The organism is Microbacterium sp. HD4P20 (assembly GCF_019449275.2).
Taxonomy (GTDB): domain Bacteria; phylum Actinomycetota; class Actinomycetes; order Actinomycetales; family Microbacteriaceae; genus Microbacterium.
Genome location: NZ_JAHZQZ020000007.1, coordinates 1 through 22,333 on the forward strand (window position 1 = coordinate 1; position 22,333 = coordinate 22,333).

At 69.7% G+C, this 22,333-nt stretch carries 19 protein-coding genes; 4 read left to right on the forward strand and 15 right to left on the reverse strand.

Translation table 11 applies throughout. The annotated features are described in order from the left end of the window. The 3 genes from K0817_RS01750 to K0817_RS01760 form a co-directional block, all read left to right on the forward strand. On the forward strand, nucleotides 1-255 hold a 255-nt coding region (locus tag K0817_RS01750), incomplete at its 5' end, for a hypothetical protein (protein WP_253735118.1). Nucleotides 256-274: 19 nt separating this feature from the next. After that, a complete protein-coding gene (locus K0817_RS01755) occupies nucleotides 275-2,815 on the forward strand; it encodes a LuxR family transcriptional regulator (RefSeq protein ID WP_219979386.1) in 2,541 nt (846 codons plus the stop codon). A gap of 117 nt (nucleotides 2,816-2,932) precedes the next feature. After that, nucleotides 2,933-3,661 carry an IniB N-terminal domain-containing protein gene (locus K0817_RS01760; protein ID WP_219979387.1) on the forward strand — a complete coding sequence of 243 codons (729 nt, stop codon included), beginning with the start codon at nucleotides 2,933-2,935 and terminating at the stop codon, nucleotides 3,659-3,661. 701 nt (nucleotides 3,662-4,362) lie between these two features. Here K0817_RS01760 and K0817_RS01765 read toward each other — a convergent pair. From K0817_RS01765 to K0817_RS01775, 3 genes are all read right to left on the reverse strand, one after another. Then, nucleotides 4,363-5,991, reverse strand: coding sequence for a dynamin family protein (locus K0817_RS01765; RefSeq protein WP_219979388.1), 1,629 nt, complete (start codon nucleotides 5,989-5,991; stop codon nucleotides 4,363-4,365). Continuing rightward, nucleotides 5,988-7,802, reverse strand: a complete 1,815-nt coding sequence (locus K0817_RS01770; protein WP_219979402.1) for a dynamin family protein — start codon at nucleotides 7,800-7,802, stop codon at nucleotides 5,988-5,990. Before K0817_RS01770 ends, K0817_RS01765 begins: the two co-directional genes overlap by 4 nt. 209 nt (nucleotides 7,803-8,011) lie before the next feature. Beyond that, nucleotides 8,012-9,151: a hypothetical protein gene (locus K0817_RS01775; protein ID WP_219979389.1), complete on the reverse strand. Its 1,140-nt coding sequence runs from the start codon at nucleotides 9,149-9,151 to the stop codon at nucleotides 8,012-8,014. Nucleotides 9,152-9,315: 164 nt separating this feature from the next. Here K0817_RS01775 and K0817_RS01780 point away from each other — a divergent pair, with 164 nt between their 5' ends. After that, a complete protein-coding gene (locus tag K0817_RS01780) occupies nucleotides 9,316-10,503 on the forward strand; it encodes a class I SAM-dependent methyltransferase (protein ID WP_219979390.1) in 1,188 nt (395 codons plus the stop codon). A 7-nt stretch (nucleotides 10,504-10,510) separates the two neighbouring features. Here K0817_RS01780 and K0817_RS01785 read toward each other — a convergent pair whose 3' ends face one another. The 12 genes from K0817_RS01785 to K0817_RS01840 all read right to left on the reverse strand — a co-directional run. After that, complete coding sequence (locus tag K0817_RS01785) at nucleotides 10,511-11,029, reverse strand: hypothetical protein (protein ID WP_219979391.1); 519 nt, start codon at nucleotides 11,027-11,029, stop codon at nucleotides 10,511-10,513. Beyond that, nucleotides 11,026-12,090, reverse strand: a complete 1,065-nt coding sequence (gene tsaD, locus K0817_RS01790) for a tRNA (adenosine(37)-N6)-threonylcarbamoyltransferase complex transferase subunit TsaD (RefSeq protein WP_219979392.1) — start codon at nucleotides 12,088-12,090, stop codon at nucleotides 11,026-11,028. The genes K0817_RS01785 and tsaD overlap by 4 nt, the downstream gene beginning before the upstream one ends. Then, nucleotides 12,087-12,611 carry a ribosomal protein S18-alanine N-acetyltransferase gene (gene rimI / locus K0817_RS01795; protein WP_219979393.1) on the reverse strand — a complete coding sequence of 175 codons (525 nt, stop codon included), beginning with the start codon at nucleotides 12,609-12,611 and terminating at the stop codon, nucleotides 12,087-12,089. The genes tsaD and rimI overlap by 4 nt, the downstream gene beginning before the upstream one ends. Further along, nucleotides 12,608-13,267 (reverse strand): tRNA (adenosine(37)-N6)-threonylcarbamoyltransferase complex dimerization subunit type 1 TsaB, encoded by a 660-nt coding sequence (tsaB, locus tag K0817_RS01800; RefSeq protein WP_219979394.1) that lies wholly within the window; start codon nucleotides 13,265-13,267, stop codon nucleotides 12,608-12,610. Before tsaB ends, rimI begins: the two co-directional genes overlap by 4 nt. Nucleotides 13,268-13,580: 313 nt before the next feature. Further along, nucleotides 13,581-14,147 carry a tRNA (adenosine(37)-N6)-threonylcarbamoyltransferase complex ATPase subunit type 1 TsaE gene (gene tsaE / locus K0817_RS18765; protein WP_374209513.1) on the reverse strand — a complete coding sequence of 189 codons (567 nt, stop codon included), beginning with the start codon at nucleotides 14,145-14,147 and terminating at the stop codon, nucleotides 13,581-13,583. Between the two features lie 175 nt (nucleotides 14,148-14,322). Further along, the gene (gene alr / locus K0817_RS01810; RefSeq protein WP_219979395.1) at nucleotides 14,323-15,447 is read right to left on the reverse strand and encodes an alanine racemase; all 1,125 of its coding nucleotides are present in this window, start codon (nucleotides 15,445-15,447) and stop codon (nucleotides 14,323-14,325) included. Beyond that, nucleotides 15,444-15,821: a holo-ACP synthase gene (locus tag K0817_RS01815; RefSeq protein ID WP_219979396.1), complete on the reverse strand. Its 378-nt coding sequence runs from the start codon at nucleotides 15,819-15,821 to the stop codon at nucleotides 15,444-15,446. Before K0817_RS01815 ends, alr begins: the two co-directional genes overlap by 4 nt. A gap of 173 nt (nucleotides 15,822-15,994) precedes the next feature. Then, nucleotides 15,995-17,845, reverse strand: a complete 1,851-nt coding sequence (gene glmS / locus K0817_RS01820) for a glutamine--fructose-6-phosphate transaminase (isomerizing) (RefSeq protein ID WP_219979397.1) — start codon at nucleotides 17,843-17,845, stop codon at nucleotides 15,995-15,997. A gap of 87 nt (nucleotides 17,846-17,932) precedes the next feature. After that, entirely contained in the window at nucleotides 17,933-19,369 is a 1,437-nt protein-coding gene (locus K0817_RS01825) for an NAD(P)/FAD-dependent oxidoreductase (RefSeq protein WP_219979398.1), read from the reverse strand. Further along, complete coding sequence (locus K0817_RS01830; protein ID WP_219979399.1) at nucleotides 19,366-20,547, reverse strand: HTTM domain-containing protein; 1,182 nt, start codon at nucleotides 20,545-20,547, stop codon at nucleotides 19,366-19,368. The genes K0817_RS01825 and K0817_RS01830 overlap by 4 nt, the downstream gene beginning before the upstream one ends. A 5-nt stretch (nucleotides 20,548-20,552) precedes the next feature. After that, a complete protein-coding gene (locus K0817_RS01835) occupies nucleotides 20,553-21,263 on the reverse strand; it encodes a DUF5819 family protein (protein ID WP_219979400.1) in 711 nt (236 codons plus the stop codon). A gap of 137 nt (nucleotides 21,264-21,400) precedes the next feature. After that, on the reverse strand, nucleotides 21,401-22,333 hold a 933-nt coding region (locus K0817_RS01840; RefSeq protein ID WP_219979401.1), incomplete at its 5' end, for an LPXTG cell wall anchor domain-containing protein.

Consider the following 22,333-nt stretch of genomic DNA (forward strand, 5'->3'; position numbering starts at 1 on the left):
GACACCGGAGGAACCGGCGACACCGGAGGAACCGGCGACACCGGAGGAACCGGCGACACCGGAGGAACCGGCGACACCGGAGGAACCGGCGACACCGGAGGAACCGGCGACACCGGAGGAACCGGCGACACCGGAGGAACCGGCGACACCGGAGGAACCGGCGACACCGGAGGAACCGGCGACACCGGAGGAACCGGCGACGCGCCGGTCGAGCCACAACCCGCGGCCACTCCCGACCCGAACACCGCCACCTGATCCATCGGGCCGATCGATCATGCCTACGCCGACATCGACGGTGGCGTCGTTCTTCGACGCTGCGGATTTCGCGGGCCCGCGCTACGCGCGCCCCCTCATCGACGCGCTGACGGCGGCCGATGCGCCGCCTCGCGTGCTCGTCTCCGGAAACGCGGGATCCGGTAAGACGACCGTACTCCGCAGCGCGCAGCGGTTCCTCGCCGAGAGCGGCATGCCGCTGGCTCTGCTGAACCCCGAAACGGATGTGACCGAGGTGCCGTCGTCGAGCATCCTGCTGGTCGACGATCTGCACCTCGTCCCCGCGGAGCAGCTCGAGGGCCTGAGCATCCGCGCGTCCGACCCCGGCGCCGCGTTGGTCGCGACCAGTCGGCCATGGCCGCTGACCGACGAGCTGTCGTCGATCGCACGGCACCTGGAACGAAGCCGTCCCGCCGTCGTGCTCGGTCACCTCACCCGCGCCGACGTGCTCGACCACCTCGCCGCGCAGGGCCGCACCTTGTCACCCCTGTGTCTGGACACCATCCTTCAGATGACCGATGGCGTGTCGTGGCTGGTCTCGGTTGCGCTGGCCGCGCACGACGACCGGGACTGCGAGGCCGACGATTCCCACGCGGCGCTCACTCGCGTGCTCGAACAGAACGTGGCGCACCGGCTCGACGTCCTGGACGATGACGTGCGGCGCATGATCGAGACGATCTGCGTCGTCACCTCCCACGACGGACCGCTCCCCGCGGCGCTGCTCGACGATCCCGAGCGGGCTGCCGCCCAGGGCTACGCCGAGGGGCTTCTGCTGCGGGGCGGTCGCCCGGTGCCGATCGTGCAGGCCGCGGTGCGTGCGGGTCTTCCCATCGGCCGGCTGGTCGATCTGTTCTCGAGCTTTCCGGGCGGCGTGGATCCGTTCGCCGATGCGGGCGCGACGGTCTTGGCCGGCGTGCACCACCCGCAGCTGACCACCGCGCTCCTGGAACGCGCCGACCAGCTTCTCGAGTCCGACCCGCAGCGGGCACGACAGCTGTACACGGCTGCCTCGCAGGCCGGGGCGACCTCCGCCGATGCCACCGCCAAGCGCGCGCAGGCGGCATGGGCGTGCGGCGACATCGACGCTGCCACGCAGCTGATCGACGACGCCATCGCACACGCCGACCGGAGCGACGCGGTCAACGCGCGCATTGCCGACGTCGCTGCGGCGTCGTGGTCGATGCGGGGAATGCTCGAGACCGGGTGCAGCTTCTACGACGCCTTCGCGCCGACCGACGCCGAGGCATCCGTCCGTGCTTTGATCGCCCGGATGGGCGTGGGCCACGCAGCCGCGACCACCGCCACGGAAACCGTCGACAGCGCAGCCCCCTCGACGCTCGGCGTCTCGATGAAGCTGCTGCGGCGCGGCCTGCTCGCGACCTTGGGCGAGGGCCGCATGGAGGCGGCACTGGCCGACCTGGTGCGGGCGTCTCACCTCTACACCTCATCCCAGAGCTCCGCCCCCATGCCCGAGCACCCGGCGATCATCGCCGCGATCGTCGCCCTCAGCAGCGGCGACCTCGCGTCGGCCCGTTCCGTTCTGGATGCGGCCGTCGACGGGCACACCGGCACACCATGGGTGCTGTCGCGGCTGCTCCTCTGGCGGTCGTGGGTCGCCCTCCAGCAGGCGCGTGGACCGCAGGCCCGGGAAGCGCTGGAGTCCGCGCTCGCACTGACCCCCAAGCCGGCACCGCGCGACGACCTGCTGGTGCAGGCCATCCGCATCGGGCTGGCGCGGCGGTATGAGGACGCGACCGCCCTCGCCCAGGCGTGGAACGCGGCACGCGCGGGTCTGCTCGATGCCGATGTCGACCTCTATACCCTTCTGCCGCTTGTCGAGTTCGTCAGCGCGGGCGCCCGCGTCGGGGACTCGCGGACCACGGATCAACTGCTGACGAACGCACTGGGCATCGTCGAGCGACTGGGCTCACCCGCACTCTGGTCGGCCCACCTGCGGTGGGCGGGCATCCAGGAGGGGATCCTGACCAACCATCCCGACGCGCTGAGTCCGCACGCGCACGCGCTCGTCGAGACCGCACCGACGAGCCACGTCGCGGCAACGATGGCCAGGGCGGGACGCCTGTGGACATCGGTCCTGGCCGGCTCGGTGGATGCCGATGAGGTCGAGTCGGCGGCGCACGCGCTCGCGGGCATCGGGTTGCAGTGGGATGCCGCACGTCTGGCGGGTCAGGGAGCGGGGCGGGCCTCGGACCGCAAGGTCTCGGCACGTCTGCTCGCGCGCGCGCGCGAGATCCACCCGCCCGAGAACGTCCGCACCTCGGACGCTCCCGTCGAGACGACCGGCCCCATCCGGACGGGCTCGGTCGCGGGCTTGAGCGAGCGTGAGACGGATGTCGCACGCCTGGTCGTGCAGGGCAAGACGTACGCCGAGATCGGCGAGACGATCTTCATCTCCCCCCGCACCGCGGAGCACCACATCGCGAGCATCCGACGGCGTCTCGGCGCCACTTCCCGCTCCGACCTGATCGCCAAGTTGCGTGTCGCACTGACGCAATCGGGTACCTCCGAAGAGGGATCGTGAAGACGTGCGGCGAGAACCCCCTACAGAGCCCCCATCGATTCGGGGAAACCCCCGATTCGCCGATTGTGAGAACGACCTAATCTCAGGAATGAGTTTCGAAGTGACAGGAGCCGAGTCATGACTACACCGCTGGCAACGATTGCCGACGCACTGATTGAGTTCATCCTCAGTCTGTTGAACGACCCCGCTGCGTCGGAGGAGTTCGACGAAGACCCGCAGGGCACGCTGTCGCGTGTGGGTCTCAGCGACGCGTGCGTCGAGGATGTCCGCGCCGTGGCGCCGGTCATCGTCGACCGCCCCGACGTGCACCCCAAGCCCCCGATGCCTCCGGGCCCTCCCGGACCCCCTTCCGTCGAGAAGGAGATCATGAACATCACGAACAGCTTCTCGATCGACAACCGGGCGACGATCGTCGACCAGTCGGTCAACCAGAACATCTGGGCGGACGGCGACGTCAACCAGATCTTCGACCAGGAAGCCATCGTGAACAGCGGCGACAACGGCGCGGCCGCCGGCGAGGACGCGGACGTCGACAACTCCGAGACGGATGTCGAGACGGGTGACATCTCGGTCGGCAACGAGGACACCACCACCAACATCGACGGCTCGTTCAACGACGGCTCGACGAACACCGAGACCGACATCGAGGTGGAGGCCGAAGAGTCCTTCAACGACGAGTCGACGGATGTCGCGGTCGACGTCGAGGTGGACGACTCCTTCAACGAAGCCACCGTCACCGAGGTCGAGACTGAGGTCGAGGCCTCGAACGAGGGCAACTACGAGTCCGACGGCGCTGTCGTGGTGGACGACATCTACCTGGAGCCCGAGCCCGAAGAAGACATGTAGGGGTCCACGTGACCACTCGAAGCAACGACGACCGCTCGCGCGCACTGGCTCAGCCAGGGCGCGCGAGCGGTCGTTCCAAGCCGCCGCCGCCGACGTTCGAAGATCCGGCGGAGCAGCCGGCGCCTCGGCGACAGACGGCACGCGGCTCTGGCCGAAGCACGTCGCCCGTGCCCTCCGATGCCATGCCGCCGCCTCCACCGGGCTCCCAGGCGATCGGCCGGGTGCCGGTGGCCAGGGTCCCCGCGTCGGAGGTGCAACCGGCACAGCCCGCGCCGCAGGGGCCGCCCCAGCGCGGACGCGCGACGCCCCCGCCCCGGCGGGAGGCTCCCGAGCGTCCGCCCACCGCGAACCCCAACGCGGCTCCGGTCCTCACCAAGTTCCCGCCGCCGTTCACGGTACGCATCAGCCAGTTCCTCTGGGTGATGAGCCTGTTGGCAGGCGCCATCGCGGTCGTCTACATCTTCGTGATCCGCGAAGACCAGCTGCCGCTCATCGCCGACGCGGTGCGCGGCGTGTCGGAGGGTCGCAGCGACGAGACGTACACGGCTGCCGCCGACATCATCTACTGGGCGGTGTTCGGAATCGCGGTGGGACTGCTGCTGTGGCAGATCGTGCTGCTGGTGTCTTTCTCGAACCGTAAGCCGAACGTCAGATGGTGGCAGCTCGGGACAGTCGTGGCGCAGATCCTGCTGTTCCTGCTGTCACTGGAGATCATCGCGGTGGGCGACAACGGGCCGCTGGTGCGCCAGGTCCTCCTCGCCCAATGGGGCCTCGCCCTCGTCGCGCTCCTCTTCAGCACCTTCCGCGGCGCTCTGCAGTGGACCGCCCGTCGGCATGACGTCCGTCGTGCCGGTGGCGACAGCGCCGGCGAGTTCTGACGCGATCTCGTCGAGACTGCGGATGACGACACGTGCCGCCTCGACGGTCGCGCGCTCTGCGAGAGGCGACTGGCTCAGCGTGCGCCAGTGGATGAGCCGCTCGTTGACGCGCTCACGCAGCTGTTCGGTGGTGGCGGCCTCCTCCAGCCCCAGTCGTGCATGCGCGGAGGTGCCGTCGCCGCCGATGATCCGTTCGGCGTCCGTGGCGTCGGTGGTGGTCAACGGCAGACCGGCTGCGCGGGCTCGAGAGAGAAGCGACAGCTCCCGCAGAGTGTGCGCAGTCGCGTAGATCCGCTCGATTCCCCCGCGGATCTCTTCGGCGCCCGGTCGCGGTCGCTCCTGGAGCAGGACCTCTAGCGCGTCCAGCACACCGCGCACCTTGAGTGCGCCGGCCCGAGTCCGGAACTGGTCGCGGATGAACTGCTGGAGCTCGTTCAAGCCGCTCTGCTGGACGAGCGCCTCCGACAGCTGGGTGGAGTCGGTCACGCCCCCGCGGATGAGGGCGCTCGCCAGCCGCACGCCGAAAATGCCGAAGCGTCCCAGGAGCGCGCGACGCACCTCGACGCTGAGGGTCGTGAGCTCCGACGCACGGGTGAACCGGTCGGCAGACACCATGAGGCGTTCCCGGCTGGCGCGGTCGAGACTTGCCAGTTCGCGGAAGGACGCGAACTCGTCCTCCCGCAGCGTGCGAGCGCTCTCGGCGAGCAGCCCGGCCACCGGAACGACTCCGAGCGAAAGCGATGCCAGGTCGCCGTCCTTCTCGTACCGCCTGGCGACCTTGCCGGCCGAAAGCATCGAGTCGATGCGGCCTGAACCGATCTCGTCGGCCCGTGAGAGCACCGCGACGGCGTTGACGGTGCGGGACGCTCCCGCCGCCGTGTCTCGGAACGACTCGAGGAACTTGAGGTCCGACGCGTGCATGTGGCGCATCAGATAGACGATCGCATCTGCCGAAGAGGGCTCGGTGTCGGGGATCAGGAAGTCGGTCGAGCGCACCGACACGTCGCGCGAGAGTGAGGCGATCCCCGGAGTGTCGATGAGGATCATGGAGCGAAGACCTGTGATCGGCCAGCCCACGTCGATCCACGCGACATCCTCGGCCGCGACCTCCCCGAGATCGAGCACGAGGCGACCGTCATCGCGACGGATGGGCATCCGTCGGGGCGCCCCGTCATGAGGGTGCATGGTGACGGTGGGCGTCGCCGAGTAGCGGTACCACGTGACGACCCTCGTGCACTCCCCCGCATCCGTCGGCGCCAGTTCCTCGCCCAGCATGGCATTCAGCAGCGTCGACTTTCCGGCCTTCACCATCCCGGCCAGCGCCAGGCGCAATGGCTCGCGCAGGCGGCGGTCCAGGTCGGACAGCACCGCCATGGCCGCGGGGTCGTCGAGGTAGCGCTCGGACGCGGCGCGGATGAGTGCGCTGGCGTCTTCCTGGGTCGACCGCCTCACCGCTTCGCAGCCTCCACAAGCTTCATGGGGGGCAGGGCGGGGATCTTGGTCTTGAGGGCCTCGAGCTGGCTGACCTGCTGCTGCAGCTCCTTGATGCGCTGCTCACGCTCGCCGGCGAACGTGCCGGCGGCCTGCTTGGCGGCGAGCACCGAGTCAGACAGCGAGCGGTGCAGCTCGTCGGCGATGCTGCCGAAGTGGTCTCGTGCGGCGCGCTGCACGATCCGCAGACGATCCTTCAGTTGCTTGCCCACCTGGAACTGCACTTCGTCGATGTGGCGGCGGACGAGGTTCTTCGCCTCGAAGCGGCGCCGAGAGAGTCGTGACCCCATGTCCTCACGATAGGCCCTGCGGCCCACCAGCACACCCGCGAGAAGAGACAGCGGATTGATGAGGGTGAGACCGACGAGCCCCGTCGCGAGGCCGACCATCAGAACGCCGCCGTATGAGCCGCGCACGCCGATGAAGAGCTTCTCGCCGGCGCCCAGCTGGCCGTGATCGAGAGTGGCGATGTTCTCGATGTCGTCCAGGACGCCTTCGGTGTCGCCGACGTGGATGACCGGCAGGTCTCCCTCGCCCTCGATGAACAGCTCCGCGACCTCCTCCGACAGCCAGCGCGACCGCTCATCCGTCCACACGAAGGTCTCCGAGACCGCGGCCGAGATGCGCTGATCGAGCCATTCCGTCAGCTGGTCCCAGATCGGCCCGGGGTCGCCCTCGTCGATGGCGTTCTCGGCCTCGCGCTGCACTTTGCGCAGGCGATCGCGCAGGTCGTGCTCCATGTCGGAGATGAGGTCGGCGACTCCGTCGTTGAGCTGTACCTGCCACTTCGACGACCGGCCTCGAAACTCGTCGGCGCGGGCCTTGGCGTACTCGAGCTGGGCGATGAGCTTCGGAGTGTCTTCCGGGTGGAGGATCGCCTCGAGCTCGGAGGTCAGCGACATCTTCAGCTGTTCGACGACCGAGACGAGGTCGTGGACGGCGCTGCGCGCCTGGATCAGCTCGGCACGGCCCAGCACTTCCTGCCGCAGGTGTGACACGAGAGCAGGGAATCCGGACTCGGCGTTGAGGTCGCGGTCGCGTTCCTCGGCGGCGATCAGCCTCAGGTCGCTCGACACCGAGAAGATCGGCACGTCTCCGACGTCGCCCAGGTGCGTGCGGTCGAGCCGTTCGATGTCGCGCCATTGCGGGTACAGGTCTGTCTTCGCGAGCACGGCGGCGACGTTCGGCGACACCCGCATCGCGTGCTTGAGGAACTGCACCTCGGGTTCGGTGTACTCCTGTGACGCATCCGAGACGAGCAGCACTGCATGGGCCGATGAGAGGGCCGCCAGCGTGGCGAGGGCATTGGTGGAGTCCAGGCCGCCCACGCCCGGCGAGTCCACCAGCCGGAGCCCGCCTCTGAGCAGTTCCCGCGGCAGTACGACCTCGGCCGCCGTCACCTTGCGCTCATTGCCCGGGTTGCCGCTCTCGGACACGAACTGGGCGAGGTCCTCGAGGGCGATCTGCTGCTTCTGGGGCTCGTCGTCTTCGTTCTCCTGGATCGTCACCCAGGCGTCGGGCTTCTCCGCGTAGCCGACCGAGGTCGGCACGCTCGTCGCGACATCGTCGTCGACGGGGCACACCGGCGCGTTCACCAGCGCGTTGATGAGCTTGCTCTTGCCCTTCTTGAACTCGCCGACGACGATGACCCGCACGTTCGGGTCCTGCAGACGCGCGTGCGTGTGCTGTAGCCGCTGAGCGAGATCGCCGCGCCCCGTAGCGGACGCCAGCTGACCGACGTTGTCGGCGATCGTCACGAGCGCCTTGCTCATCGCAGGCTTCACATGCGTCGGGGCGGGTATGTCCGCATCCCCCGTGCCGGCCTCGCTGACAACAGTGTCTTCAGCCACGAACGATCCCCTCGTTTCGCTGTTCCCCGCCTCACACGTTATCAATCACGGGCGCGCGTGGGAGCGATGCTCCAAATGGTCTTGCCCGGCCGCCTCCGAAGAGGCGACCGGGCAAGTGATCTCGCTGTCGGTCAGAACGTCACGTCGTCCGCGACGTTGGAGTCAGGGCTGAAGAAGTTGCCGCTGTTCTCCCACTCGAACTCGTTCTCGACGTTGGTGACCTCGTAGTCGTTGAACGCGTCCTCGACCTCGACCTCGACGTCGGTGTTCGTCGAGTTGTCGTTGAATGCGTCGTCGATCTCGACCTCCAGTTCCCACTCCGTGTTGGTGGAGTTGTCCTGGAACGAGTCGCTGATCGTGGTGGTGGTCCACTCGTTGCCGATCCAGACGTCACCGACCTCGATCTCAACCGACGAGTTGTCGACCGTGGCGTCGTCACCGGCAGCAGCGCCGTTGTCACCCGAGTTGACAACGGCCTCCTGGCCGAAGAACTGGTTGACGTCGTCGCCCGCGACGATGTTCTGGTTGACCGACTGGTCGAGAACCGTGGCGCGGTTGTCGATGTCCAGGTCGAAGTCGCCGCCGTGTCCGGCCACTGCAGCAGCGGCCGCGCCCTTGATGTAGCTGGCGACGTTCAGGTCGCCGCCCACACCGGTGTTGTACTGGCGCACGCCCACCGTGACCGAGTCGTCGTTGAGCGTGGTCTCGTTGAACGAGTCCTCGATGTCGACGTCGACCTCGGTGTCGTTGTACGAGTCGGTGTTGCCCACGTCCTCGACATCGATCTCGGTGTCGATCTCGGTCTCGTTGTACGAGTCCTCGTTGCCCGAGTCCTCGACGTCGATGTCGGTCTCGTTGCCCGAGTCCTCGATGTCCACGTCGGTCTCGTTGTACGAGTCGGTGTTGCCGTTGTCTTCGATCTCGACCTCGGTGTCGTTGTACGAGTCCGTGTTGCCGTTGTCCTCGTTGCCCACGACGTTGCCGATGTTGTTGTCGTCGTTGCCGATGACGTTGTCGTCGTTGCCGACGACGCTGGCGACGTTGTTGTCCTCGACATTGCCCGAGTCCACGGTGTTGCCGATGTTGTTGTCGTCGTTGCCGACGACGCTGGCAACGTTGTTGTCCTCGACGTCGACGTTGCCCGAGTCCACGACGTTGCCGACGTTGTTGTCCTCGACGTCGACGTCGGTGTTGCCGACGTTGTTGTCCTCGATGTTGCCGGAGTCGACGATGCTGCCGACGATGTTGTCTTCGATTTCGATGTCAGGCATGTCCCTGTCCTTCTGTCTGAGTGCCGGTGCGGCTGCTCCATCAGTGTCCGCCCGGGAGCACGCCCGCAACATCGGGGATCCCCCCGGAGTCTCGCCGGGGCGCCTAGGGGTTTGCAGGGGGTTCGGTCGGGGCACTCCCCGGGATGTCGCCGTAGGCTCGGCGGGTGCAACTGTCCGAGCTCACCGCCCTCCTGACGTCTGAGGGGCTGCGCCTTCTCGATGCGACACCGCCGATCGAATCGGCCGACGACGTCGCCCGTGCCGTGTCGCGGCTGCGCAAGGACGGTCACTCCCCCGACCTGGTGTCCGCCGTCGTGGGGCAGGCCCGGCTGCGGGTGCGCGCCCGCGCGAAGTTCGGCGATTTCGCCGAACGGATGCTGTTCACCCGGGCGGGTCTCGAGCAGTCGACGCGGCTGTCGATCGCGGCGCGGCACGCGGCGCGGTTCCGCGATGCGGGCTTCCACCGCGTGGCCGACCTCGGCTGCGGCATCGGTGGCGACGCGCTCGGGCTGGCGGCTCTCGGCCTTCAGGTCCACGCGGTCGACGCCGATGAGGTGACGGCCGCGATCGCCGCCTACAACCTGGCCCCCTTCGGCGACGACGTCGAGGTGCGCCACGGTCAGGCCGAGGCATCCGATCTGTCCTCCGTCGACGGCGTCTGGCTCGATCCGGCGCGCCGCACGGCAGGCCATGCCGAGACCACGCGCACGCGGCCCGAGGACTGGTCGCCGTCGCTGGACTGGGCCTTCGACGTGGCGCGGCGCATGCCGACCGGCATCAAGCTCGGTCCGGGGCTGGACCGAGGCCTCATTCCCGACCACGTCGAAGCGCAATGGGTGAGCGCCGACGGGTCCACGATCGAGCTCGTGCTGTGGTCGGGCGCTCTCGCGCGGGACGGCGTGCGCCGGGCGGCGCTGGTGACCCGCGGTGAGAGCACGCACGAGCTGACGGCGGGGGCGGATGCCGCGGACGAGCCGGTCCGAGACCTCGGCGCGTACCTGCACGAGCCCGACGGCGCCGTGATCCGGGCGCGCCTGATCGGCGATGTCGCGCGCTCGCTCGAAGCCGGCATGCTCGACGAGCACATCGCCTACCTCACGTCGGACGCGGCGCTCACTTCGCCGTTCGTGTCGTCGTTCCGGGTGCGTGAGATGCTCCCCGCAGACGTGAAGGGCCTGTCGAAGACGCTCCGCGCACGCGGCATCGGTCGCCTCGAGATCAAGAAGCGCGGGGTGGATGTCGATCCCGCGGCATTGCGCACACGTCTGAAGCTCAGCGGTCCCGAGTCGGCGACGCTGTTCGTGACCCGTATCGGTTCGCGCCGGACCGCGATCCTCGCCGACCGCGTCTGAAGCCCACTCAGCCGAGCAGGTTCGCCCGCGTCGCGGCGTAGAGCAGCCACCCGGAGCTGTAGAGGATCGAGACCACCCCGATGGCGATCGCCCAGACGCCCACCGCGCGGCTCTCGAGCGGTCGCCGCAGCGCCAGGATCGCGGAGATCACGGCGACCAGGCCGATCGGGAAACCCCAGCCGACGAAGAGCGACACGATCAGCCCGGCGATCGCGAACGCGAGGGCCCAGCCTGCGAGCCCGCGATGCATGGCCGGCTCACCGGACGCGAGCCACTGCGCCGACGGCGCCTCTTCCTCAGTGCCGGGCTCGGCCGGTGCGGACTGCACGGTCACCGGGATCGGCGCCGTGGGCAGCCGGCGGAACCCGCCTCGATGCGCGCCCGGAAGCGGCGACGCCTCATCGGCGAGCGCGACGTCCGGTGACGGCGCCTCGACCTTCGCGTCCGTCGACGGTGGGGACTGCGGGTGTGGGGGGCCGGCCTCTGGGGAGGGGCCGGGGCGCGGCATCCGCTCGTCCTCGTTCATGCCGACCCCGCGACCTGGATCTCGGTGACGGGCAGGGTCGAGTCCGCCCCGAACTCGAGGGTCGACGCCGGGCGGCCCGCCATGATGAGCTCGGACGCCAGCGCTGCGATCATCGCGCCGTTGTCGGTGCACAGCGACAGCGGCGGGATGCGGACGGTCACGCGTTCGGCCGCCGCCCGCTCGAGCGCCACGTCGCGCAGACGGCGGTTGGCGATGACGCCGCCACCGAGCAGCAGGCGCGGCACGTCGTGGTCTCGGCAGGCGGCGAGGGCCTTCGTCACCAGCACATCGACGACGGCTTCGCGAAAGCTTGCCGCCACATCCGCCACCGGCACGGGTTCACCGGCCGCCTGGCGCTGCTCGGTCCACCGCGCGACCGCGGTCTTCAGCCCCGAGAACGAGAAGTCGTAGCGGTGGGCGGCCATGTCGCTGGCGCGCGAGAGGCCGCGCGGGAAGGTGATGGCGAGGGGATCGCCGGATGCCGCGGCCCGATCGATCTCGGGACCGCCGGGGTAGGGCAGCCCCAGCAGTCTCGCGACCTTGTCGAAGGCCTCGCCGGCGGCGTCGTCCATCGTCTCGCCGAGCAGCTCGACGTCGCTGGTCAGGTCGCGCACGAGCAGCAGCGACGTGTGGCCGCCGCTGACGAGCAGCGCGACAGTCGGGTACTCCAGCGGGGGCGCGTCGCCGTCGAGGACGTCGGCCGCGATGTGCCCGACGAGGTGGTTCACGGCGTACAGCGGCTTCTCGAGCGACACCGCGAGCGCCTTCGCCGCGCCGACGCCCACCATCAGCGCACCGGCCAGGCCGGGCCCAGAGGTCACGGCCACTGCGTCGAGATCGGCGAGCGCGACGTCCGCCTCGGCGAGTGCGGCCCTGATCGCGGGTTCCAAGGCTTCGAGGTGGGCGCGGGCGGCGACCTCGGGCACGACGCCGCCGTAGCGGGCGTGCTCGTCCATCGAGCTCGCGATCGTGTTCGACAGCAGCGTGCGGCCGCGCACGATCCCGATGCCGGTCTCGTCGCAGCTGGTCTCGATGCCCAGCACCAGCGGTTCGCGGTTCATGTGCACGCCCCGCCCTGCCATGCCGCGCCAGTCCGTCCTGCGGCCGGCCCCGTCTGCCCCGCGCCCGGGGCCCACCCGCGCAGGTCGAGCTTCATCACCACGGCGTCGACGTCGTCGGGCTGGTAGTAACGCGGCTTGCGGCCGACCTCGAGGAATCCCTCCGAGACGTAGAGCGCCTGCGCGCCGGGGTTATCGGCACGCACCTCGAGGAACACCTCGCGCACGCCGCGCCGCGCCGCTTCTTCGAGCAGGGCACGCAGCAGCGTGCGCCCACGGCCACGCCCGCGCGCCGCCTCGGCGATCGCGATGGTCTGGATGTCGGCATCCGTCGCCCGACTCACGGCACGCAGACCCGCATAACCCACGAGCCGCCCGGCCTCTTCGTCGAGGATGTACCAGCCGTGGGGTGAGGCGAGCTCTTCGCGCATCATCGCCTCCGACCAGGCATCGGTGGGGAACGACGCACGCTCCAGCACCATGATCGCGTCGAGATCGCCGGCGGTCGCAGGGCGCAGGCTCACAGGTTCACCCGCTTCGGGGCGCCGGGCATGGTCACGTCAGGCGAACGCAGGTACAGCACGTCGGCGGGCGCGATCGTACGACCGGCGACGACGGCGCGGGAGGCGGCGAGCGCGAGCATGGCAGCCGGGATGCGCTCGGCATCCCGTCGGATCACTCCCGCAGCCTGCAGCATCCGGTCGAGGTCGTCGCGGGGTGTCAAGGCGGGCTCCGCGAGACGCACCGGCAGCCCGTCGTCGTCGAGGCCGCGGTAGAGCGTCGAGGCGAACTCGCGCCGGCGGGCGTCGGTGACCACGGCGAACGACTCGTCGGCGGCGTCTTCGTATCCGCCGGTGAGGGCGTCGTGCAGCAGCAGTTCGAGCGCGACGGCGTCGTGGCTGACGACGGGAACGACCGGCACACCCCGCCCGAGCGCGAACGCCCGGGCTGCCGCGATGCCCACGCGCAGTCCGGTGAAGGGGCCCGGCCCCATTCCTGCGGCGACGTACGAGATGTCGGAGACCGTGACGGATGCCTCGGCCAGCGCCCGCTGGATCAGCGTGCCGATCACCTCGGCATGGCCCCGAGGGTCGGCGCTCTCGACCTGCGCGCGCACGACACCGTCGGGCTCGACCACCGCCACGGCGGTGCCGAGCGATGTGTCGATGCCCAGGATCACGCCTTCCAGCGTAACGGTGGGTCCGTCGGCGTCGGTCCTGGCGGCCGCGCCCCCTCCCGTTCCCCCGCCCGCTCCCCCGCCGACCATGTGGGTTTCACACCGACCATGTGGGTTTCACACCGACCATGTGGGTTTCACGCCGACCATGTCCCCCTCACACCGACCATGTCCCCCTCACACCGAGCATGTCCCCCTCACACCGACCATGTCCCTCTCACACCGACCATGCCGACATGGTCGCGGCGAAAGTGACAAGGTCACGGCGGAACCAACATGGTCGCGCGAGAAAGGACACGGTCGACGGATGCCGCTGCTACGGCCGGCGCGCGATGGTCACCCGTCGCGGGGTGTCCGCGTCGAGCTCGGCCTCGTGCGCCACGCCGTAGCAGGCGTCGTCCTGCCCGCGACCATGGCTCCCCACGCCCTCTCCACGCGCCGTCCCCACGCCCTCTCCACGCGCCGCTGGCGCGTCGCGCGGAGCCCCCGGGCGCGTGGGCTCAAGCGCGTCGCGCGGAGCCTCCGGGCGCGTGGGCCCATCCCTGTCGAGCTCGACTTCCCACCAGGCGTCCCGCAGTCCGTCGACCATGCCGCGACCCCACTCGACGATGACGACCGAGGCTTCGAAGTCGATGTCGAGGTCGTCCAGTTCGGCGGGCGAGCCGAGGCGGTACGCGTCTATGTGCACGAGCGGCGCACCGTCGACGAGCGAAGGGTGCGTCCGCGCGATGACGAACGTCGGGCTCTGCACCGGACCTCGGACGCCGAGACCCTGCGCGATGCCGCGGGTGAGGGTCGTCTTGCCGGCGCCGAGCGGACCGGTGAGCACGACGAGGTCACCTGGGCGCAGCATCCGGCCGATCTCCTCGCCGAGCTGCTCCATGTCATGGGGCGACGCGATCTCGCGCGTGCCGACCAGCGCGTCGAGCCCGCTCACGGCCCCTCCCCCGTTCGCAACTCCTGATGAATCGCCCGCTCTTCGACTCGCACGCCCGGGAATCCGCGCCACGGGTGGGCTGGCGCCGCCGGCCTTCCGGAGTTGCGCACGCGTCGCCCGCTCATTCGGCCACCTGCCGGCGCGGGACGCGGGGGCCGACGCGCGTGACGATCTCGTAGTTGATGGTGCCGGCGGCATCCGCCCATTCAGTCGCCGAGGGCACGCCGAGGGTGGGGTCGCCGAACAGCACGGCCTCGTCGCCCACCGCGACCGGGGTGTCGCCGACATCGACCACGAACTGGTCCATCGCGATGCGCCCGGCGACGGTGTGCCGGCGACCGCCGATCACGACCGGTCCTGCGCCCGACGCCTGTCGTGGCACGCCGTCGGCATAGCCCAGGGGCACGAGTGCGAGCGTCGTCTCGCGGTCGGTGCGGTAGGCGTAGCCGTACGAGACACCGGTGCCCGCCGGAACGCGGCGGACGGCGGCGACCGCCCCGCGCAGCGTCATGGCGGGGCGCAGTCCGAGGTCGGCCGACGTGCGGTCGTCGAACGGCGAGAGACCGTAGAGGCCGATGCCGATGCGCACGCAGCCGAGCCGCGTCTCGGGCAGCGCGATCGCGGCGTGGGTGGCGGCGATGTGGCGCAGCGGCGGCGCGAGTCCGAGGGCCGCCGCCACGCCGACCGCCTCGTCGAACACGCGCAGGGCAGCGCGATCGTCATCGGCCGATGCGTTGGACAGGTGACTGAACAGGGCGATCACGCGCAGCTTGCCGATGCGCTCGAGGCGTGCGGCCTCGGCGAACACCACGCGGTAGTCGGCGGGCGCGATGCCGTTGCGCGACAGGCCGGTCTCGAGCTTGAGGTGCACCGAGACGGGACGGTCGGCGGATGCCGCAGCCGCGGCCTGCTGCAACTGCTCGAGGCTCGAGATCCCGAGCTCTATCCCGTGGGCGGCGGCCAGCGCGAAGTCAGCGCCTTGCGCGTGCAGCCACGCGAGGATCGGAGCGTCGATGCCGCCGCGCCGCAGGGCGAGAGCCTCGGCGATGTCTGAGACCCCGAGCCGCGTCGCGCCGCCCTCGAGCGCGGCGGCCGCCGTGCGGACCGCACCGTGCCCGTACCCGTCGGCCTTCACGACGGCGATCACCTCGGACTCGGTGAGCCGCCGCAGGTGGCGCACGTTGTCAGCGATCGCGCCGACGTCGACAGTGGCCTCGCGCAGCACGCCGGCGGGAAGGCGGCTCACGGTTCATCCCCCGCGGCGGCGGTCACCGACTCGGCGATGACGTACGCGGTCGCAAGCCCGGCGTCGTGCGAGAGCGACAGGTGCACGGCCGTGATCCCGCGCCGAGCGATGACCGCGGCGGTCGAGCCGGTCAGCATGAACCGGGGGCGACCGGATGCCTCGGACGCGACCTCGATCTCGGTCCAGTGGACGCCGTCCGAGCCGCCGAGCGCCTTGATCAGCGCCTCCTTGGCGGCATAGCGCGCGGCGAGCGAATGCGGCTTGAGCGTGCGTTCCGAGCCGGAGAAGAGCCGCTCGATGAGTCGTGGAGTCCGCTCGATCGTGCGCTCGAACCGTGCGATGTCGACGAGGTCGACGCCGATTCCGACGATCATGTGGTCCTCCCGCGCGCCGCGGCCGCGGCATCCGTCACCCTATCGCGCTCCCGCGGCGTCCCCCACGGGCGTCGAGAACGCACGTGGTCGCCGAACCTCTACGTCATCGCCGAACGCAGCCTGCGTATTCGGCGAGGACGCACGTCGTCGACGCAGGGTTACTCCCCAGGTGCTCACTCCACGGTGACGGACTTGGCGAGGTTGCGGGGCTGGTCGACGTCCAGGCCCTTGGCCGTGGCAAGACCCATCGCGAAGATGTGCAGCGGCACGACGGCCAGCAGCGGCTCGAACAGCGGACCGGCCAGCGGGATGCGAAGCACCTCGTCGGCCTTGGGCAGCACGGCGGCGTCTCCCTCTTCGGCGATCGCGATGACGCGGGCGCCGCGCGCGCGGATCTCTTCGATCGACGAGATGACCTTCTTGTGCATCTCGGCCGACTGGCGCGGCGACGGCACGATCACGAAGACGGGCTGGCCTGGCTCGATCAGCGCGATCGGGCCGTGCTTGAGCTCGCCGGCGGCGAAGCCCTCGGCGTGGATGTACGCCAGCTCCTTGAGCTTGAGCGCGCCCTCGAGCGCGATCGGGTAGCCCACGTGGCGGCCCAGGAACAGCACCGAGCGGGTGTCGGCCATCCAGTGCGCGAACTGCTCGATGCGCGGCTGCTCCCGCTCGAGGATCTGCGAGATCTTGGCCGGAATGCTCTCGAGCTCGCGGACGTGGGATGCCGCATCCGCAGCCTTCACCACGCCCCGCACGCGACCGATGTGCAGGCCGGTGAGGTACAGCGCGGTGATCTGGGCGACGAACGCCTTTGTCGAGGCGACCGCGACCTCGGGCCCGGCGTGCGTATAGACGATCGCGTCGGACTCGCGCGGGATCGTCGCGCCCTGCGTGTTGCAGATCGACAGGGTCTTGGCGCCGTGCTCGCGGGCGTACTTGACGGCCATGAGCGTGTCCATGGTCTCGCCCGACTGGCTGATCGAGACGACGAGGGTGTCGGGGCCGATCACGGGGTCGCGGTAGCGGAATTCGTGTGCGAGCTCTACATCGACCGGGATGCGGGTCCACTGCTCGATCGCGTACTTGCCGACCTGGCCGGCGTATGCCGCGGTGCCGCACGCGATGACGATGATGCGCGAGATGCCGGCGAACAACTCGTCCATGCCGTCGAGCTCGGGGATCACGACCTCGCCGTCGCGGACGCGGCCGAGGATCGTGTTGCGGACGGCCTCGGGCTCTTCCGACACCTCCTTGGCCATGAACGACGACCAGCCGCCCTTCTCGGCGGCCGAGGCATCCCACGTCACTTCGAACGGCTCGACCTCGACGGGGTTGCCGTCGAAGTCGGTGACCTCGACACCCGAAGGCGTGATCGCGACGATCTGGTCCTGGCCGATCGCGAGGGCATTGCGGGTGTGCTCGACGAAGGCGGCGACGTCGGATCCGAGGAAGTTCTCACCCTCGCCCAGCCCGATCACCAGCGGCGAGTTGCGGCGGGCACCGACGACGAGACCCGGCTGGTCCTCGTGCATCGCGAGGAGCGTGAAGGCGCCCTCGAGGCGCGTCACGACATCGCGGAACGCGGTCACCAGGTCGCCGGTGCGGCGGTACTCGCGTCCGAGGAGTACGGCGGCGACCTCGGTGTCGGTCTCGCTGAGGAAGGTGTAGCCCTCGGCGACGAGCTCGGACTTGAGCTCGGAGAAGTTCTCGATGATGCCGTTGTGGATGACGGCGAGCTTGTCGTCGTCGGCCAGGTGCGGGTGGGCGTTGCCGTCGGTGGGCCCGCCGTGCGTGGCCCAGCGGGTGTGACCGATGCCGGTCGTGCCGTCGGCGAGCGGGCTGGCGGCGAGGTCGTCGCGGAGCATCTTGAGCTTGCCCGCGCGCTTGCGCATGCCGAGGCCCCCGTTGCCGTCGATCACGGCGATGCCGGCGGAGTCGTATCCGCGGTACTCGAGACGCGACAGACCCGAGATCAGAATGGCCTGGCTCTGCCGGGGGCCGACGTATCCGACGATTCCACACATGGGCTCAATGGTAAGCGGGGGGTTTTGCGAGGCTCCTGTACGAATAATCCGGATGCTGCGGCCGGCGCTCACCCCCCGGCCCAGGTCTCAGGGGGTGAGGTCGGGCGCGGGGCGGCCGAACACCTCGCTCAGCGCCAGGCGGGCGGCGTGGAATCCGCCCATGCCGTGCACACCCGGACCGGGCACCGTCGCCGCCGAGCAGAGGTAGATTCCCCGGCCGGCCCGCCACGGCGCACGCGACAGCACGGGCCGTGCCACGAGCTGTCGCAGCGACACCTGCCCGGTGGCGATGTCGCCGCCGATGAGGTTCGCGTCGCCGCGCTCGAGGTCGCGCGCGGTCGTGACGCTGCTCGCGATGACCTGATCGCGGAATCCCGGGGCGAAGCGTTCCAGCTGCGCGATCACCGACTCGCGCACATCGACGTCGCTCCCGGCGGGGACGTGCGCGTACGTCCAGAGCGCCTGTTTGCCCTCGGGAGCGCGGCTGGCGTCGACGATGCCCGGCTGCGAGACCAGCACGTACGGCCGGCTCGCGTGGCGGCCGGCGGCGACCTCGGCCTCGGCGGCGGCGACCTCGCGCCAGGTGCCGCCGAGGTGCACGGTGCCTGCATGCGACACCTCGCCCGCCGCCCACGGGACCGGGCCGCGCAGCGCGAAGTCGACCTTGGTGGCGGCATCCCCGTATCGGTACCGCGTCGCCGCACGCCGGTAGCGCGAGGCAACACGATCGCCCGCGAGGGCGACGAGCGATCGCGGCGACGTGTCGAAGAACACCGCGCGTGCCGGCGGCAGGTCGTCGAACGACAGCGCGCGACGGTCGAGCAGGATGCGAGCACCGTGCGCTCTCGCGTCGGCCACCATGGCGTCGGTGATGGCCTGGCTGCCACCGTGTGGGATCGGCCAGCCCACGGTGTGGGCGAGCGTCGCGAGCACGAGGCCGGGAGCGGCCGCGGCGAGAGACGGCAGTTTGCTGATCGAGTGCGCGAACACCCCGGCCAGAAGCGCCGGTGCAGCCTCGCCCGCGAACCCCCACGGCGCGCGCGGGAGCCCCGTCCGGGCGATCCGCAGTCCCAGCCGCGCCGCAACGAAGGGGTGAGCCGGCAGGGGCAGCATCGGCGCCATGACTGTCTCGATCAGCTGGTCGCTGTGCTCGACGAGCGGGGCGAACACGTTTCGCCAGGCCTTGCCGTCAGGGCCGAGGCCGTCCGCGGTGCGCGACAGGTCCCGCCACGCCACGGCGGCGCGATCGGCGTCGATGGGCTGCGCGTACGAAGCGTCGGGCGCCGTGAGCTCGATGCGGTCTGCGAGCCCGAACGCTCGGAAGAACGGCGAGGCGAGTGCCATCGGGTGCACCGCCGAACCCCAGTCGTGCACGAATCCGGGCTCGGTGAGGGGCAGGGTCCGGGCGCCGCCGCCGGGGGTGGCGTTGGCCTCCCACACTTCGACGTCGAGCCCGGCGCGCGCGAGCACGACCGCAGCCGCGAGGCCGTTGACGCCCGCGCCGACGACGACGGCATCGATCATCGACGAACGGCGTTGCGGCGGGTGCGTGCCCCCGAAGGGTCCGGCTCGCCGGGGTGCGTGTGGTCGCCCGCGTCGGCGGATTCCGCGAGCGGGTCCGTCGGCGGCATCGATGCGGCCTCATGTTGCTTCGACGGATCGCCAAGTGCCCGACGGATGCCACGGCCCCGCGCTGCGACCCATCCCGCTGCTCGCCGCCACGAAGTGTCGCGCACGAGCAGCAGATCGAGCGCGATCATCGCGAGCGAGAACGGCCACAGGCTGAGGAGGATCGCGATGCCCAGGTGCATGCCGGTGATGAGAGCCACCGCGATGTACCGCGTCGGGCGCCAGATCGCCAGCACCGGCAGGAGCAGCTGCACCCACAGCGCGAGCCACGAACCCAGGACGATCGCGGGGGTGAACTGCCACACGAGGTCGCTCAGAACGGGGAACACCCGGAACTGATCGATGCTGAGCGCGTAGTAGATGGCCGTGCCTTCGACCCACTCCTCGCCGGCGAGCTTGAGCAGCGAGGAGACCAGGTACACCAGGAGGATCTGGTACCAGCACAGGATGAGGACGGTGTTGTGCGCCCAGTTCACCAGCCACCGCGGAAGCCACTGCGGAAGAGCGCGCGGTTCCCGCCCCGCTGCCTGGGAGCGGCGGCGCAGCCACGCGTCGACCGAGAAGTGCTGGCTGAGGTTGGCGAAGACGACGAACAGCAGGATGATCCGCATGAGCGTGTCGCCGCCGTTGGTGAGCAGCGTGCTGTTCGTCGACAGCCCGACCCAGAAGACCAGGAGCACGGGGGTGACCCACCGCGTCTTGAAGCCGACCAGGAAGAGCAGCGCGAGCACGATGAGCACCGCGTACGCGACGTCGAACCAGAAGACGCTCTCTTTCGAGAAGATCATCCGCAGCGGCTCCCACCAGCCGCGCCGCCGCGCCTCGGGCTCGACCCACCAGGATCCGGCGCCCCACAGGTAGTGACGGTCGGGCAGGCTCGGGATCAGGACGATGAGCATCGAGAGCCCGTAGAGGATGCGCAGGATCGAGAAGCTCACCGTCGCGTGCTGGGCGTCTGTCAGCCAACCCGCGAATCGACGCCACAGCGTGCGGGGGGCGAGCGCCGCCGCGATCCGCTCCCGCGCGGGGGCGGGGGGTGCGGCATCCGTCGGCTTTTCAGTGGTCGTACTCATGGCCCTCACCTGCCCGCGTATCTCTGCACGATGTCGTCATAGATCGCGAGCACCTGCGGATCGATCTCGGCGGTGGGCTGGCGCCAGCCGAAAGTGACCAGCGTGGTCTCGTACTGGGCCGTCTCGTCGAAGCGGTGCAAGAAGTCGTTCGCGCGCTCGATCTGCACTCGCCAGCGAACCCGCTCGATCTCGCGATCGAAGTAGGCGGTGCCGAACGCGCGGGCGAAGCGCCCGAGCATGTAGTCGTAGCGGAGGAACCGGATGACGCTGGATCGGCTTTCTCCGAGCGCGTCGAGGTCGTCGATGAGCTCGTCGTCGGAGATCGGACCGAACTCGTCGCCCTCGCGCCGCTCGATGAAGGTGTCGCGCACCCGCTCACGCTGCTCGTCGGTCAACGCGCTGTAGCGGGACATGTAGGCAGAAGTCGCGTTGTAGCTGTTCTTCTGAATGCGCGAAGGAGTCGGGATGCCGCGAACCGCGCCGAACTCGATGTCGGTGACGTCGATCCAGTCGCTGTGGACGAGCTCGCCGTCTTCGCGCCACTGCACTTGGATCTGCAGCTCGCGATTGGCCTTGAGGATGTTCGGGGCGAACACGTTCCACCGCTGCGAGAAGTACGGCGCGAAAGCGTCGGCGACGGCCGGACGGGCGGGCGAGGACGGCTGGGTGAAGGTGGCGCTGACGAAGCCGTAGCCGACGAGGATGACGAGAGTCATCGCGGCGGCGATCGTCTGACCGACGCGGGAGCGACCGGTGCGTTGTTGTGGAGCTGTCACATGACTTCCGGATCGGGTGCCTGGGGGGACGAGAAAGGGGTGGACGCATCGAGGATGCGCCCACCCCTTTCTATCGTTTAGGCGTTCTGCTTTCTGCGGATCAGCAGGAGTCCGGCTCCGGCGAGGAGAAGCGCGGCGGCTCCAGCCCCTCCGAAGAACAGACCGCTCGGGTCGACGCCCGTCGCCGGCAGGCTCTTGGCGACCACGGTGAACGCGGTGTGCTCGCGCTCGACCGGGAGTGCGCCCGAGACCGATCCGGTGACTTCGACTCGGTGAGCACCGAGTTCGAACTGAGCGTCGATCGGGAACGTGAACCGCACGTTGCCTGCGGCGTCAGCCACGACCGGAGCGAGGTCGAACGGAGTCGACATCACCGTGGCCGAAACCGTCTCGCCCGGCTCGAAGTTGCTGCCGTTCACGACCTGCATGACGCCGGTGCCGCGAATGATCCGCTTGTGCGTCACGATCGCTTCGGCCAGCTCGCCACCGTCGGAGTCGGCGTCAGCGTCGGTCGCGTCAGCGTCCGTCGCGTCAGCGTCCGTCGCGTCAGCATCGGTCGCGTCAGCATCCGTCGCGTCAGCGTCCGTCGCGTCAGCATCCGTCGCGTCAGCATCGGTCGCGTCAGCATCCGTCGCGTCAGCGTCCGTCGCGTCAGCATCCGTCGCGTCAGCGTCCGTCGCGTCAGCGTCCGTCGCGTCAGCATCCGTCGCGTCAGCGTCCGTCGCGTCAGCATCAGTCGCGTCAGCATCAGTCGCGTCAGCATCAGTCGCGTCAGCATCAGTCGCGTCAGCGTCCGTCGCGTCAGCATCAGTCGCGTCAGCGTCCGTCGCGTCAGCATCGGTCGCGTCAGCATCAGTCGCGTCAGCGTCCGTCGCGTCAGCATCGGTCGCGTCAGCGTCCGTCGCGTCAGCATCAGTCGCGTCAGCATCAGTCGCGTCAGCATCGGTCGCGTCAGCATCGGTCGCGTCAGCATCGGTCGCGTCAGCATCGGTCGCGTCAGCATCGGTCGC

Coding starts and splice junctions, on each gene's coding strand:
- K0817_RS01835 (WP_219979400.1), bottom strand. CDS start 21,263: ATGACTCTCGTCATCCTCGTCGGCTACGGCTTCGTCAGCGCCACCTTC.
- K0817_RS01760 (WP_219979387.1), top strand. CDS start 2,933: ATGACTACACCGCTGGCAACGATTGCCGACGCACTGATTGAGTTCATC.
- K0817_RS01755 (WP_219979386.1), top strand. CDS start 275: ATGCCTACGCCGACATCGACGGTGGCGTCGTTCTTCGACGCTGCGGAT.
- K0817_RS01785 (WP_219979391.1), bottom strand. CDS start 11,029: ATGAACGAGGACGAGCGGATGCCGCGCCCCGGCCCCTCCCCAGAGGCC.
- K0817_RS01830 (WP_219979399.1), bottom strand. CDS start 20,547: ATGAGTACGACCACTGAAAAGCCGACGGATGCCGCACCCCCCGCCCCC.
- K0817_RS01775 (WP_219979389.1), bottom strand. CDS start 9,151: ATGCCTGACATCGAAATCGAAGACAACATCGTCGGCAGCATCGTCGAC.
- tsaE (WP_374209513.1), bottom strand. CDS start 14,147: ATGGAGCAGCTCGGCGAGGAGATCGGCCGGATGCTGCGCCCAGGTGAC.
- K0817_RS01770 (WP_219979402.1), bottom strand. CDS start 7,802: ATGAGCAAGGCGCTCGTGACGATCGCCGACAACGTCGGTCAGCTGGCG.
- tsaD (WP_219979392.1), bottom strand. CDS start 12,090: ATGAACCGCGAACCGCTGGTGCTGGGCATCGAGACCAGCTGCGACGAG.
- K0817_RS01815 (WP_219979396.1), bottom strand. CDS start 15,821: ATGATCGTCGGAATCGGCGTCGACCTCGTCGACATCGCACGGTTCGAG.
- K0817_RS01825 (WP_219979398.1), bottom strand. CDS start 19,369: ATGATCGATGCCGTCGTCGTCGGCGCGGGCGTCAACGGCCTCGCGGCT.
- glmS (WP_219979397.1), bottom strand. CDS start 17,845: ATGTGTGGAATCGTCGGATACGTCGGCCCCCGGCAGAGCCAGGCCATT.